The following is a 15,425-nucleotide window of genomic DNA, read 5'->3' as shown; positions in this document are numbered from 1 at the left end:
GTTCTATTCTAGATCTTCAAAACTCCCTGGAAATAATCCAGCAAACGGGTACGGAAAACATATTCATACCGTGCCTGTGTTAAATTGACCTTTGTTCTGTCAAGATTATTTTTACTGATGAGGTATTCAGCAGAATTAATTACACCGTTCTCAAAACGTACCTCTGCAGCACGGAATGATTCTTCAAAATCCCTGACCTGCTCTGTTAAAATTTTATACCTGTCATAGGAAGAAGTCATATTAAGATGCGCCTGTTCAATTTCACGTTTCAGCTGAGTTTTAGAATTTTCTGATTCAAGTTCTGTGTTCTTCAAACTGAGATTAGATAGCTTCACCTGGTTCCTTGATTGAAAACTATTGAATAATGGTATCTGCATATTAACCCCGAAGTAAGTACCAATGTTATTATTAAGCTGTTTGGTATAAGCTGTTTTAGTTGATGAGTAATTTTGCTCCTGTTTTAATACCGGGTTATGAATTCCATTAATGATCACATAACTACCGGTTTGTACTTCATTAGTTGTTGTTGGTGTTAATGTTTCTGCAAGACTGGAATAACTGCTGAAAAGATTTCCGTTAAGGCTGATAGTGGGGTAAAAACCGGATCGTGAAACCTTGAGTGCTTTTTCAGCGCTTTTTACTCTTAATTCATTTGCCCGTATCAAAGCAAACTGCTGCAAGGCTGTATTATATATATCTGATGAACTAGCCGCATAGCTTGTAATAGATAATGATGCTTCATCTCTTTCTAATTGCAGTTTTGAATTATAATCGATATTCATCAACTGGCACAGATTCAATTTGGCTTGTTCTACAGCATTTGCAGAATTAATGATAGAAATTTCCTCAGTTGCCAGTTGTCCTTTTAGATCTGCCAGCAAATAGTTTCCAGATGCGCCTTCCTTTACCATTACATCCATTCTCTCCACTTGTTTTTTAGTTACATCAGCCTGTCCTTTACTTATAACAAGAATATCTTCATTGCTTAACACCTGCAGGTAAGCAAGAATAATATTAAGCGTTAAATTATCTTTCGATTGCTGCAGATCCATTTTGGTAGCTTCATAAGTCAGGTTGTTTTGTTTGATCAAATTCTGCAGACGCATACCGTTAAATAAAACAACGCCGCTGCTCAATCCAATATTGGATGATGTGAGTTGTTGATTGATGTAACTGTTGGTCAGTGGGTCAACATTTCGTCCCTTGTTAAGTCCATATCCAAAACTTCCATTTAGGTTTGGAAGCATATCAGATTTTGCCTGCTGGCTGTTAATGGCCGCAGCTTCTGTTTGCAAGCCCGATTGTTTTACACGTATATTATTATTTATACCTGTTTCAATACATTGCTTCAGCGTCATTTTGTTTTCCTGTGAATACAGTTGAACAGAATATGTTGCTACAATAAAAAATAAAACTACGATCCGCATATCTTGATGTTTAATATTATTTATTCTTCCGGAGTTTTAAGCCCGGTAATTGTTATTAGTTTTCGATCCTTCCGTCAAGCAGGCTAATTATCCTTGAGCCATAACCTGCATTTTTTTCTGAGTGAGTAACCTGGATAATGGTAACACCCTCATTATTTAATTGTTTAAATAATTCCATGATCTCTTCTCCCTGTTTTGAATTGAGATTACCTGTAGGTTCATCTGCGAGCAATAGTTTTGGTTTTGCGATCAATGCTCTCGCAATACCTACCAGTTGTTGTTGTCCGCCTGATAGCTGGCTTGGGAACAGATCTTTCTTACCAACAATATTAAAACGATCCAGCATATCGGCTACCATTGCTTTACGTTCAGAAGTTTTTAGATCCTGGTAAATAAGAGGTGTTTCAATATTTTCATAAACAGTTAGCTCATCGATCAAATGATATTGCTGAAAAACAAACCCGATATACTGTTTATACAAAGCAGATCTTTGCTTCTCTTTCATTTTATGAACCGACTCATGCAGGAAATGATACTCGCCTTCATCAAAACCATCCAGCATACCAATTACATTCAGCAAGGTTGATTTACCGGAACCAGATGGCCCCATGATAGAAATAAATTCTCCTTCTTTTACTTCAAGGTCAATATCCTTCAGCAAAAAAACTCTTGCCCCGCCTACATTAACCCATTTAAAGATTTTCTTCAGATTTAATAACATAGTTTTTATTTTATTCTATTCGCAATGCTTTAACCGGTTGCCGCCAGTTATTTTAGTACAAGATTTATACGACCGCTATTTTTAATAGTAACCGGGATTCCCCCACCGTTTAGTTTACCGTTTATCTCATCGTCTTCAATTGATCCACTGAAGTTGCTCAGCTTTTCTGTTTTAATTTTTGATCCTTTCACTTTCAGGTCTATCCCTTTATTTGGAATTTCTGCATTAATACTACCTCCTGAGTTACTTATCTTAGCATATTTGCCCAGCTCGATTATTTGTATATCAATATTTCCACCACTCGTTGAAGTTTCAAGGCTGCATGATAATTTTTGCAAATCAATATTTCCACCCGAAGTATGAGCCAAAAGCTCTCCTTTAATAAGTTCTCCGCGAACACTGCCTCCACTGGTAGTAGCATCAATATTTCCATTTAGATTATTAAGTCGTATTGAGCCGCCGGAGGTAAGCAGCTTTATTTTGCCGGTGCAATTATCTGCTTCGATGCTGCCGCCACTTGTGGTGAGATCAATGTCTTCATTACAATCTTTTGCATGAATGCTGCCACCCGATGTTCGCCCCTTTACATTTCCCTTTAATTTATCAACATGCAAGCTTCCACCGCTAGTAGTAAAACGTTGAGTGCCGGATAGATCAGTAAGATGAATGCTGCCTCCGCTTGTTGTTAGCTCAGTAGAAACATTTACCGGAGTATATATTTTAAAAGAAATAGATAAAGCGTTCTTCCAGTTATTGTTTTTCTTCTTTGATTCAGCAATTGCTGTAAGTTTTCCGTTAACAACAGAAACTGTTAAGTTATAATCCTCATCCAGTTTCTTTTGTATTTCCTCCTTAGAAAACGAAGCGTTTTTACCTTTGTTAGATGGCCATACAAATACTTCAACCTTCGCCTGGCCTGCTGAGCCTGTCACGGTTATACTACCACCTGATGTTTCTGCTTCAACATTTTTAATTGATTCACCGGCAAACGATTTGGTTAAATAAGGTGCGTCGTTTTTATCCTGTGCGGATAATGCTATTGAAAAGCAGCTTATCACTAAAAGAAAGAAATACTTTTTCATATTAAAATATTTAAAGGTTTAAATTTCATTTATTCGGTTCTCAATGATTTTACCGGGTTTGCAATAGCTGCTTTGATTGCCTGGAAGCTTACCGTAAACAATGCAATAGACACAACTAGTAATGAGGCGAATGCAAACAGCCACCAGCTTATTGTAATTCGATATGGAAAATTTTGCAACCATTTGCTGGCTGCAGTGTATGCTAAAGGTGATGCAATAACCAAAGCAATTATTACCAGCTTTATAAAATCGGTCGAAAGCGTTGTAGCAATATGTTGCACGGATGCACCAAGCACTTTGCGTATGCCGATCTCTTTGATTCTTTTCTCTGCCGATAAAACAGATAATCCAAACAAACCAATGCATGAAATAAATATGGTAAGTAATGCGCCGAATAAAATAATCTGTTTCCATTTTTCGACATCGGCATATTGTTTCCTGTTTTCATCGTTTTTAAATACATACGCATAAGGGATCATCGGGTAAAACTGCTGATATGTTTTTTGTACCCATTTTAAACTTGAAGTTGCTGTGTTTGGTTTTATCCTGATATAATAAGTTCCATATGAGCCATTCATGTTAAATAATTGCGGCGTTATTTTTTTGGTTAATGATGCAAAGTGATGATCTTTTACCACGCCGATTACATGATACGTTTCATTGCTGCTTCCCAAAATCTGTAAAGTTTCACCAACCGGGTTTTTCCAGTGTGCCGCTTTTACAAAACTTTCGTTCACGATAACAGATTGTGTAGCATCTGCGGGAAATGCTGTTGAAAAATTTCTTCCTGCTGTTAACGGAATTTTTAATAAAGGCAAATAATTTTCATCAACAGTTTCACCGGCAAAGTATACGCTAGAACCAACCGGGTTTTTTGTCCCTGAGCCCCATTGGCCGGCATTCCTTACACTAACGCCGGCAATGTTTGGGTTCTTGAGCAATTCATTTTTAAAAGCAGCAGCATCGCCAGGTTTTAGTCCGTTTTTATTTACAACAACAAGATTATTGTCATCATATCCCAAGTTGGTTTTGGTTAATAAATTAAACTGTGCATAGATTATACCTGTGGCAATGATTAAAAATGAGGCCAGCGTAAACTGCAATACCACCAACGATTTTTGCAGGTAATTTTTTCCTGTTATCTGAAAACGGCTATACAAAGTTTGTACGGAATTGTAACCCGATAGCACCAATGCAGGATAAAAACCTGCAAGCAAACCTGTGATGATATACAAAGCAATATAACCTGCAATCAATTTTGCATCGAACAAATAAGAAATGGCCAATGCTTTATTGGCAAGCTCATTAAACAATGGCAATAACAATTGCACCAGGGCAATAGCTAATAGAAATGCAACCGTGCAGAGAAAAAACGACTCGCCGAGAAACTGAAATATCAATTGCTTTCTATCACTGCCCATCACTTTGCGGATGCCGATTTCTTTGGCCCGCTTTACAGACCGTGCAATAGTGAGGTTCACAAAATTGATACAGGCAATCAACAACACAAACAATGCAATGCCCGAAAGTAAATAGGAATACATCGGGTTGCTTGCGTTAGTTAAACCATTGTTCGCAGGCAGTTGCGTGTTCAAATGCATGTCAAGATACGGTTGCAAAAAATAGGTGCCCATTGGAATATCATCAGGATTGCCACCATCATTTTTCAACATTTCATAAAAAGTTTCTTTCGCATCTGCAACATAAAAGCTTTGCATTTGTTTTTCCACTGCTTGCTGGTTTACGTTATCATCCAATACTACAAATGTGGTCAGAAAGGAATTAAACCAGTTATGTGTGTCCTTTGCATCAGCATCAGATACTTTGAATGGTAGCAGGACGTCAAATTGCAGGGAAGAATTTTGCGGGCAACGTTTTGCAACGGCTGTTACTTTATAAGGAACAAAGCTGGTATCTTCTTTTACCATCAGCACTTTGCCGGCAGCATCGGTTGTGCCAAAATATTTTTTTGCGGCATCTTCGTTCAATACAATGGAATGTGGTTCTGTTAAACAGGTTTCAGGGCTTCCAGATAATAAAGGGAATGTAAGTACAGAAAAGAAATTGGAGTCAACATGTAACACTCCATTCTGTTCCTGCACGCCGGTTTCATTTTTTATGTCTTTAGCTCCGCCCTGCACACGAACAAAAGATTTTATTCCGGGAACATTTTGCGTAAACCTCGGTCCCTGTAAAAAACCAGTGGTGCCATTTACATTGTTGCCGTTTGATTTTCTGGCAATGCGGTAAATATTGTTTACATTTTTATGAAACCTGTCGAAGCTTACTTCATCTTTTACATACAAAACTATAAACATGGCGCATGCAAGCCCGATGCTTAAACCAGCAATGTTGATGAAAGAATAAATCTTGTTTCGTGCAAAATTTCTGAATGCCGATTTGAAATAGTTTTTTATCATTACGATAATTTTATTCGCTTCTTAATGACCTTACGGGGTTAACGGTTGCTGCCCGCAAAGCCTTATACCCGACAGTTATCCATGCAATCAGTATCGAAGCTGCCATTGCAATCACGAAGACACCAGCGCCAATGTCAATCCGGTAAACGAAGTCTTTTAACCAGGTATTCATTAAATACCATGCAACAGGCGCAGCCAGCACAAATGCAATGGTGATCAGAATTGTAAACTCACGGGAGAATAAATACATAATACTCTGCACACTTGCTCCCAATACTTTTCTTATGCCCACTTCTTTTGTTTTTTGTACTACCATAAATGAGATTAACCCATACAAACCCAGGCAACTGATAAAAATGGCAAGCAGCGCATATACTTTATACATATTGCTCAGCCGCTGCTCTGTTTCATAGAACCGGGTAATATTATCATCCAGGAAAACTGAATTATATACATACTCGGGAAAATATTTATCCCAGATAATTTTTATTTCATCATTAGCCTTAGCAAGGTTGGCGCTGGAGAGCTTGATGCCTGCAGTTCTGTAAAATCTTTTTTGTGGGGACAGAGCGATTGGTTGTATTACATCCCGCAAAGATCCCTGCTTAAAATCCTTTACCACACCCACTACCGGCATAGGCTTTCTTCCACCAAGCCGAAACATTTTTCCAATAGCATCCTGCGGATTCGTTACGCCACATTTTTTAAGCAGCGTTTCATTCACTACATATTCACGACAGGTATCACTCTGTCCATAAAATCGTCCTGCGATCAACTGCAAGCCATATGTGTTTATATAATTATAGTCAGCCAGCTTTAGTTGCACATTAAAATCACGGTCTTCCATTTTATCAAAAGCAAAGTTGCCATCCCATGTATTTTGTGTAGAAGGTGCATCAAACGCAAAACTTACATTTTTTATATCACTCCTGGCCATTAGTGCATCGCGGAAAGCATCATGTCTTGAGCGGCTTAAGCTGTCAAAATTCATATTTACAATAAGCAGCGCATCTTTATTAAAACCTAAATCAGACTTTCTGATAAAGCTCATCTGGCTGATAGCAATAATCGTAGCGATGATAAAAATCTGCGAGAAAGCAAACTGTAAAACCACCAGTACACGACGTAAAGAAACACTTCCTACTTTGGATGTATTGATCTTATTTTTAATAGCTTCCACTGGTTTAAAACGCCCCATGATAAATGCAGGATACAAGGCGGAAAGAATGATAGTGACAAGTGTAATACCGAGGATAAATAAAAAACTCCCCGTATTAAAAATGCTGAGCTTGTCCTGTACCACCATAATATTTTTAATAAATGGCAATGCGAAGTAAGCAAGCAAAACTGCCAGTGCTGTTGCTGAAATTACAACGGCTGATGTTTCCATAAATACCTGCATACGCAGTTGCGCCCTGCTGCTACCCATTACTTTTCGTATGCCCACTTCCCTGCTTCGTGTCACAGCCAGTGCTGTTGACAGGTTTACAAAATTGATACAGGCCATCAGTATGATGAGGAGCCCAATAAAAGCAAGCGTGTATAAAGATATCTTACTGGTGACATGAGAACCGTTGGTTTCAAAGCGATCATCGAAATGAGTCTTTTCTATCGGGTTCAGGAAATGAGTTCTTGTAGTTTGCGGATTTTCTTTGTGATATTTTTTATTGAACAAGGCAAGCTGCTGATCAATTGCTGCAGTATTAATGCCTTTCGGCAAATAAACATACACCTGGTGATTACTGGTGTTGGAGCCCCAGTCATCGAAGGGCCATGTCTTGTCGTTGGATTTAAACCCTTCATAAGAGGCCACTAACTTAAAAGGAAAATCACTATTTGCCGGTACATCTTCGAAGATTGCTGCTATTTGAAAACCATGTTCAGAGTTATCAATATTGATTGTTTTGCCAACTGCCTCATTCCAGTTACCAAAATATTTTTCCGCCTGCGATTTGCTGATAGTAGCGCTGTTTACATCTTTCAGTGCATCAGCGTTGCCCAACAAAAATTTTAATTCAAAAATATTGAGTAGTTCAGGGTCACCATAAAACACACCGCTTTCTTCGAGAAACTTATTATTGGTCGTGTTTACTTTATTATTATTTACAGTTACCTGTACACCTGATTCCTGCATAAGTTCCGCAAATTTGTATTGCGGAAAATCCTGTCGTAAAAACTTAATGGCTGGAAAAGGCACGCCCCCGGAAAAATGTTCTCCATCCCCGTCCACATCTTTGGTTACAACCTGGTAAATACTTTTGTACCCGGCAAGATGTTTATCGTAACTGGTTTCGTATTGTATAACAAGGAATACAATGATACATGCAGCTAATGCTACACCTAAACCTAAAATATTCAGCATTGCATATTTGCGATTTCGCAACAGGTTTCGGAATGCCGTTTTAAAATAGTTTTTTATCATAATAACTATTATTCTGTTCTTAAAGATTTAATCGGGTTTGCAATGGCAGCTTTAATTGCCTGGAAGCTTACGGTGATCAAAGTGATCAGCAATGCCGATGCTGCAGCCCATACAAAAACCTGCCAGCCTATCGTTATTCTGTAATCATAGTTTTCAAGCCAGCTGCTGGAAAAATAATATGCAAGCGGAGCGGCAAAAACACAGGAGAGGATCACTAACAAGACAAACTCTTTTGAAAGTAATCTCCATAAATTAACCACACTTGCACCTAATACTTTTCGTATGCCGATTTCTTTAGTTCTTTGTTCAGCTACAAAACTTGCCATCCCAAATAATCCAAGGCAAGAAATAAATATGGCAAGCACGGCAAAATAGAAGGCAAGTTTTCCAACTCTTTCTTCTGCCCTGAACTTGTTTCCAAATTCTTCATCAATAAACTTGTAGTCGAAGGGCACAGCGGGTACATATTTTTTCCAGAGCTTTTCAATAGTGGCTAATGACTGACTGGTACTTTGTTTTGGATTAAGCCTTAATATGAGATTATACATATTCTCATACTTATCGATATGGTATAATGAAGGACGAACAGGATAGAAGGGTGATTCCTGCATGATATCATTAACAACACCGATAATTGTGAATGGTTTGCCTTCCCATTTCAAGATTTTTCCAACCGGCTCTTTAAATCCGAGAAAACTGGCTGCTGATTCATTAATGATAAATGCCAGGGAGTCTGTTGCATAATCTCTTGAGAAATCTCTTCCTTCCTTGATCTTCCAATTCACTGTTTTTCCAAATTCATATGACACCCTGCTATTAGGAAAATCTACTGCAAGGTTAGGGTCCTTACCTTCCCAATCAAATCCTCCATTAGAATTCCATACCTGTGTCATTGGGCTATTGGAAGCAGTCATTTCTTCAATAGCACCAGAGCTCTTTAATTCATTTCGCACCGTTTCATAATGATCTTTGATTTCTTTTTCCATCCCTAAATTGATCAAACCATTGCGTGTATAACCAATCGGCCTGTTTTTAGCATGGTTGATTTGCTGATAAATGATAATAGTACCGATTATTAGTGCTACCGAAACAGTAAACTGTATAACAACTAAAACTTTACGGGGTACTGATGCAAGCTTACCGACACGGAAAGTTCCTTTCAACACTTTTAAAGGTTGGAATGAAGAAAGAAAAAGAGCTGGATAACTACCTGCAAGCAAACCTGTAATTATTATAAATACAAGACTGAAAGTCCAGAACAATGGATTTGTCCAACCAATTTCAATTTTTTTGCCCGCTACATCATTAAATAAAGGCAATAATAATTTTACAAGGATCAACGATAATGCGAAAGCGAGAAGTACTACCAGGTAAGATTCAGCAAAAAATTGCTTTATTAATTGCCAACGTAATGAGCCAACTGTTTTGCGGATGCCAACTTCTTTTGCTCTTTTTTCACTTCTCGCCGTAGAAAGGTTCATAAAGTTGATACAGGCCAGGATCAAAACAAAAACACCAATGACGCCAAAAATTCTGACATAACGAATATTTCCTCCTGTATTCTTTCCATTTTTGAATTCGTTATATAAATTCCATTTACTCATAGGTTGAAGAAAAATTATCCATTGGTATTTTTTTTCTTCATCGGTTACGTTGTCCAGTTTTATATTTTTGATCTTTGCCGATGCTTTTTCCATTTCAACATTGTCAGCTATTTGTACAAATGTTTGCGAGAAATTACTACCCCATGGTTCATTCATTTTATCTACCCAGGGATTTTGAATTAACCACAATTTCCATGGCATCATAATTTTTATATCCCGGAAGGAGGTGTTGTCAGGCAGATCTTCATACACACCTGTAACTTTTACATCGAACTGCCTGTCGAGTTTTAATGTCTTATTTATTGGATCTTCTTTTCCAAAAACAGCTTCGGCAGAAGATGCTGAAAGCATGATAGAATATGGATCTTTTAATCCTGCTCTTGTTCCTTTTAGCATTTTTAATGTCAGCATTTCAGGCGCATCGGGTTCGAAAAAAATACCTACTTTACTGATATGCTTATCACCTATTGAAAGCAAATGACCTCCAGCCCATGATGCCTGTACTACATATTTGAAATCGCTTCCATGTTTTGCACGTATCTCCGGGCCCATCAAAGCAGGATTAGCAACGCCTGTTTCCCATTTGCCGTTAAAGTTTACATGCCCCATTACCTGTGCAATGCGATCAATATTCTTATGGTATTTATCGTATGAGAATTCATCATATACCCATAAGCCAATCAATGTAGCTACAGCCATACCAACAGCAAGGCCACCAATATTAATAGCGCTGTATCCCTTACTCTTGATTATGTTGCGCCAGGCGATCTTAAAATAATTTTTTATCATGGCTATACTTTTTATTCTGTTCGTAATGATTTTACAGGATTTGCCAGTGCAGCTTTGATGGCCTGTAACCCGATTGCAAGCAGTGCTATTACCAATGCAGCAATGCCGGCTATTAAAAACACAACCCAGCTTATTAAGATCCGGTAAGGAAAATCATGCAGCCAGCTGTTCATCACCCACCAGGCAACAGGAACAGCAATAACAAAAGCGATAGCTATCAACAGCAAAAAATCTTTTGAAAGCAAATACAGAATATTTGGAACAGAGGCACCTAAAACTTTCCTTATTCCTATTTCCTTCGTACGCTGCAATACATTGTAAGCTGATAATCCCAGCAATCCAAAACAAGCAATGAGGATAGCTAAAAATGAAAACAAGCCGAACACCTTTCCAAACATTTCATCAGACTTGTATTGTTCATTAAATAATTCATCAAGAAAAAAATAACTGAATGGGCTTGCAGGAAAATACTTGGCCCATACTTTTTCAAGCGAACCAATTGACTGGTGTATCCCGGCAGTTTGAAATTTGACTGAATAAAAATTGTTGATCTCGGGTTTTGGAACAAAGACGACCGGCATCATTTCCCGGCTCAATCCCATTTGGTGGTAATTACTCACTACACCAATCACTTTTAACGAATCACGAAAATTATAAACCAATTCATCGATCGCTTTTGCGGGATCATTAATACCTAGAAGTTTTGCAGCTTCTTCGCTTAATACAATTGATTTCTTATCAGTAACATTATCCGAGGAGAAATTTCGCCCTGCTTTAAACTCCATATCATATGCTGAAAGAAAATCATTGTCAACATAAAGTGTGTAAACAGTAAAAGCATTCTTTTCTTTCGAATTCACCAGGTAAGCACCATTGGTCAGGTAAATCTCTTTACCCATTACTCCTGAAGATGCTGTTATACTTTTTATACCTCCAATCCGTAACACTTCGTTTTTAAAAGATTGAAATGAACTTTGATAAGCAGCGTCCTGGTTTGCGTTGGGCCCATCGAGTACCAATGTTTGATTTATATTGGCACCAAGTTTTTGATTTCTCATAAAATTTACCTGTTGGTAAATAATAATGGTACCTGCAATTAAAATGATAGAGGTAGCAAACTGACCTACGATCAACCCTTTTCTAACAATTGTGCCCCTTGTTGAATTTTTAAACATTCCTTTTAAAACAGCAATGGGATGATAGCCTGATAAAACGAATGCTGGATATATTCCTGATAAAAATGTTCCTCCAAAGAACAGGCATAAAAATCCAATCCAATAAAGTGCCGGCAAATGAAACCCGTGAGGTGAAGTACTTCCAATTAGCCTGTTGAATGAGCTTGTTAACCAAATCGCCAAACCTGCAGAAATTACAACTGCAATAATATTTAGCATGAAACTCTCTGTTAAGAATTGCCCGACAAGGTCACGGCGCAATGCTCCCAACACTTTTCTTACACCTACTTCCTTAGCTCTTTCTAATGAACGTGCCGTTGCCAGGTTTGCATAATTTATCCATGCGATCCCGATAATTAAAAAACCAACAAGAAAAAGAAATGAGACAGCTTTATCATCACCATTGACACCTGGTTCCTGGTTAAGATGAGACTGCAGATGAATATCTTTCAACGGCAGGATATATAGATCCTGCCTGTTGTTGCGGGCTATTCCTTGTGGACTATTTATGTACCGGTCGGAAAAAGCAGGTAGCTTGGATCCGAAATTTTTAGGATTTGTACCGGGACTTAATTGCAGGTACACATAATAATCATACCAGCTCAAACTTGTTTCAGGATCCAACCATTTCGGTGCTCCTAAGCTCCGGACCTTATCAACAAAAGTTGGGTAGGATATCAGATAATTAAATGACAAATGAGAATTAACCGGAAAATCTTTAAATATTCCTGTTATTTCATAATAGTAAACGTTTCCACCTTCTCTTACTGACATCTTTTTACCAACTGGATTATCAGTGCCAAAATATTTTTTTGCCATGCTTTCACTCAGCATCATTTTATTCGGACCGCTTAACGTCGATGCTGAGTTTCCATTGATAACAGGAATAGAAAACATACCGAGGAATGATGAGTCAGCATAGAATCCTTTGTTTTCAGAAGCTTTGATATTCTTTTCGTCGTTTGCAAGCACCACATTGCTTTGTACCATTTCGTTTTTTGCCCATGAAATACGGGTACTTACTAAGCGGCAGTAACTCTCTACTTCAGGAAAATCTTTTTTTAATAATGTGCCGAGTCCCGGGTAAACAGCAGCCGATTGCATTGTTAATTTTCCCTGGTCAGTTAAGTCAAGCCTCAGTCGTACAATTTGATCAGCTTTCTGAGGGAATGCATCATAGCTTTTTTCGTAAGCGACATATTGGAATATGAGAAGACAGCATGTGATACCAGCAACAAGACCAAGCACATTGAATAAACTCATTCCCTTTTTTTTGAGCAGGCTTCTTAATGCAATCTTCAAATGATTTTTAAACATATCTTTTATTTTTTATCGTAGCAGTAAACCAAATTGTTCTGTTTTATTCCGTTCTTAATGATTTTACAGGGTTAGCTAATGCCGCTTTTATTGCCTGGAAACTCACGGTCAGCAATGCAATTGCCAACGCCGCAATAATTGCAATACCAAATACCCACCAACTGATGCTAACCCTGTATGGAAAATCTTTTAACCAACTTTTCATTGCCCACCATGCGATGGGAAAAGCAATCAGAGAAGCGATCATAACTAACACAAGGAAATTTTTAGATAGCAACCCAACAATATCAAAAGCATTTGCTCCTAATACTTTTCTTATACCTAATTCCTTCGTTCTTTGTTCAGCACTGAATGCTGCCAATCCAAACAGACCCATACAACCTACCACGATAGCCATAACCGTGAATATCCAAAGCAGCTCACTTAATTTTCCTTCTGCTTTATACATAGTTGCATACGTTTCATCCATGAATTTGTAATCAAAAGGATAGCCAGGAGCAAACTTGTTCCATACTTTATTAATATGATCAATTGCGCTTTTTGTATCAGCAGTTCTCAATTTAACAGCTACTGTAGCTACATACTGCGGATATACGTGGATAACAGAAGGGGTAATTTTTTCATGAAGACTTTTATAGTGAAAATCTTCCACGACTCCGATCACTCTTCCTGTTTTTACGGGGTTTAATGTATCCAAGGGTAACCATTCATTCCAGCTCAATTTTTGGCCTACTGCTTTTTCAGGCGTACCAAATCCCCATTCTTTCACAGCAGCCTCATTAATGATGAATCCTTCTTTTACATCAGTAGCCATCTCGTTTGAAAAATCCCGTCCAGCAATAATTCTTAACCCCAATGTTTTGACATAATCATGATCACCAATAAAAACATTAGCAGCCCGATCCTTCTCTCCGTCATTTCCAAATGTCTTTACTCCGTCTCCTGCATACCGGTCTCCGGGTAACCCGTAACCTGCCGTAAGTGAAATAATATTTGAAGAACGTTTTAACTCATCTTTGAATGCATCTAACTTGTTTGTTATATCCTCTCTCACCTGGAAATAAACAACCTGCTCTTTATTAAAACCAAGGTCTTTATCGTTCAAATACTTTGTTTGTCTGTAAACAATTGTTGTGGAAACAATCAGTAAGACGGATAATGCAAATTGAATAACCACCAAAGCTTGTCTCAACCATGCGCCGCCGCCACTGCCAATAAGCTTTATATTCTTTAAAATTTTTATCGGTTGAAACCCTGATAGCACTAATGCGGGATAAATGCCAGCGATCATACCTATAACTACTCCCGCAGCTAATATTATTAAACCAAGAATTGGATTGGCAATAGGATTAAACTCTATTGATTTACCTGTAAATTGATTTAGCAATGGAACGATAAGGAACGTAGCAACAATTGCGAGCAGCATTGACAAAACAGAAAGCAAGATCGTTTCTCCAATAAATTGTATGATAAGTTGTTTCCTTTCTGCACCGATCACTTTTCTTACACCAATTTCTTTTGCTCTTCTGAATGACCGTGCAGTGGCAAGGTTTACAAAATTAAAACCGGCGATCACTAAAACAAATAATGCAATAATAGTTAATGCTTTTACATAAGTTTGATTACCCCGAACAGCATTATCGTAAATAAAATCTGCTGATCGAAGATGAATATCTTTTAATGGTTGAAAAAAAGGAAGAAATGTAGAACCGGCCTGTGTCAGTGTTGGAAATATCTCTCTTCTCACATGTGCCTGGAATTTATCCTGCAACTGTTTTACATCAGTTCCCTGTTTCAGCTTTGCATAAGTATAGAACTGGTGCCATGTCCATTTTTCCATTCGCTCTTTTGGTAAACCTGCAGATGACAATGACATGAGGTAATGAAAATCAAAATGAAAATGATCCGGCAGCTTTGCAAGCACTCCTTTTACAGTAAAGGTGTCCTTATTAATATAAATAGTTTTACCAATAGGATCTTCATTCTTAAAATATCTTTTTGCAAGATCTTCAGAAAGGACAACTGTTCCCGGATCTGACAATGCTGTCGCAGGATTGCCACGTTTGAAGTTCAAAGGAAAAATTTCAAAAAAAGAAGATTCAACAAACCAACCTTTGTCCTCATAATTCCTGTTCTCACCAACTTCCATCAGAAATTTATTAGTAGACATCAATATGCGGACTGTTGTATCTACTTCAGGGTAAGTTCTTTTAAGAAAACTTGCATAAGCCGGGGGCACAGGTGCACCATAAGTTATTGCATCATTATTCTTATGCTGCTCATATAAACGATAAACATTTTCTCCGCCGGGAATTTTTTTATCGTATTGCCATTCATCCCATACAAACAATCCAATTACAATACAGCCGATGATCCCGATAGTAAGACTTGAAATATTAATGATAGCAAACCCTTTATAACGAAGCAAATTCCTGACAGCTGTTTTTAAATAGTTTTTAAACATAGCT

8 protein-coding genes are annotated in these 15,425 nt (G+C 37.8%); all 8 read right to left on the bottom strand.

Annotated elements, in window-relative coordinates; all coding sequences use genetic code 11:
• Window positions 1-8: 8 nt before the first annotated feature.
• Genes E6H07_05750 through E6H07_05715 form a run of 8 tightly spaced genes read right to left on the bottom strand, consistent with a single transcriptional unit; the run spans window position 9 to window position 15,421 of the window.
• Window positions 9-1,427: a TolC family protein gene (locus E6H07_05750; GenBank protein TMI65425.1), complete on the bottom strand. Its 1,419-nt coding sequence runs from the start codon at window positions 1,425-1,427 to the stop codon at window positions 9-11.
• Window positions 1,428-1,482: 55 nt separating this feature from the next.
• Window positions 1,483-2,148 carry an ABC transporter ATP-binding protein gene (locus tag E6H07_05745; GenBank protein ID TMI65424.1) on the bottom strand — a complete coding sequence of 222 codons (666 nt, stop codon included), beginning with the start codon at window positions 2,146-2,148 and terminating at the stop codon, window positions 1,483-1,485.
• Between the two features lie 47 nt (window positions 2,149-2,195).
• Window positions 2,196-3,230 carry a hypothetical protein gene (locus E6H07_05740; protein TMI65423.1) on the bottom strand — a complete coding sequence of 345 codons (1,035 nt, stop codon included), beginning with the start codon at window positions 3,228-3,230 and terminating at the stop codon, window positions 2,196-2,198.
• A 29-nt stretch (window positions 3,231-3,259) separates the two neighbouring features.
• Window positions 3,260-5,650: an FtsX-like permease family protein gene (locus E6H07_05735; protein ID TMI65422.1), complete on the bottom strand. Its 2,391-nt coding sequence runs from the start codon at window positions 5,648-5,650 to the stop codon at window positions 3,260-3,262.
• Window positions 5,651-5,660: 10 nt separating this feature from the next.
• Complete coding sequence (locus E6H07_05730; protein ID TMI65421.1) at window positions 5,661-8,072, bottom strand: FtsX-like permease family protein; 2,412 nt, start codon at window positions 8,070-8,072, stop codon at window positions 5,661-5,663.
• 8 nt (window positions 8,073-8,080) lie between these two features.
• Window positions 8,081-10,465: an FtsX-like permease family protein gene (locus E6H07_05725; protein ID TMI65420.1), complete on the bottom strand. Its 2,385-nt coding sequence runs from the start codon at window positions 10,463-10,465 to the stop codon at window positions 8,081-8,083.
• 11 nt (window positions 10,466-10,476) lie between these two features.
• Window positions 10,477-12,957 carry an FtsX-like permease family protein gene (locus tag E6H07_05720; GenBank protein TMI65419.1) on the bottom strand — a complete coding sequence of 827 codons (2,481 nt, stop codon included), beginning with the start codon at window positions 12,955-12,957 and terminating at the stop codon, window positions 10,477-10,479.
• Window positions 12,958-13,000: 43 nt separating this feature from the next.
• Window positions 13,001-15,421 carry an FtsX-like permease family protein gene (locus E6H07_05715; protein TMI65418.1) on the bottom strand — a complete coding sequence of 807 codons (2,421 nt, stop codon included), beginning with the start codon at window positions 15,419-15,421 and terminating at the stop codon, window positions 13,001-13,003.
• Window positions 15,422-15,425: the final 4 nt, after the last annotated feature.

The sequence above is a fragment of the Bacteroidota bacterium genome, from assembly GCA_005882315.1.
Classification (GTDB): domain Bacteria; phylum Bacteroidota; class Bacteroidia; order Chitinophagales; family Chitinophagaceae; genus VBAR01.
Note: the sequence above shows the minus strand (reverse complement) of the source record. Positions and strands in the feature narration are given on the sequence as shown.

Bases quoted from the DNA above. Each gene is read 5' to 3' on its own strand.
- E6H07_05750 (TMI65425.1), bottom strand. From the start codon at position 1,427: ATGCGGATCGTAGTTTTATTTTTTATTGTAGCAACATATTCTGTTCAA.
- E6H07_05745 (TMI65424.1), bottom strand. From the start codon at position 2,148: ATGTTATTAAATCTGAAGAAAATCTTTAAATGGGTTAATGTAGGCGGG.
- E6H07_05740 (TMI65423.1), bottom strand. From the start codon at position 3,230: ATGAAAAAGTATTTCTTTCTTTTAGTGATAAGCTGCTTTTCAATAGCA.
- E6H07_05735 (TMI65422.1), bottom strand. From the start codon at position 5,650: ATGATAAAAAACTATTTCAAATCGGCATTCAGAAATTTTGCACGAAAC.
- E6H07_05730 (TMI65421.1), bottom strand. From the start codon at position 8,072: ATGATAAAAAACTATTTTAAAACGGCATTCCGAAACCTGTTGCGAAAT.
- E6H07_05725 (TMI65420.1), bottom strand. From the start codon at position 10,465: ATGATAAAAAATTATTTTAAGATCGCCTGGCGCAACATAATCAAGAGT.
- E6H07_05720 (TMI65419.1), bottom strand. From the start codon at position 12,957: ATGTTTAAAAATCATTTGAAGATTGCATTAAGAAGCCTGCTCAAAAAA.
- E6H07_05715 (TMI65418.1), bottom strand. From the start codon at position 15,421: ATGTTTAAAAACTATTTAAAAACAGCTGTCAGGAATTTGCTTCGTTAT.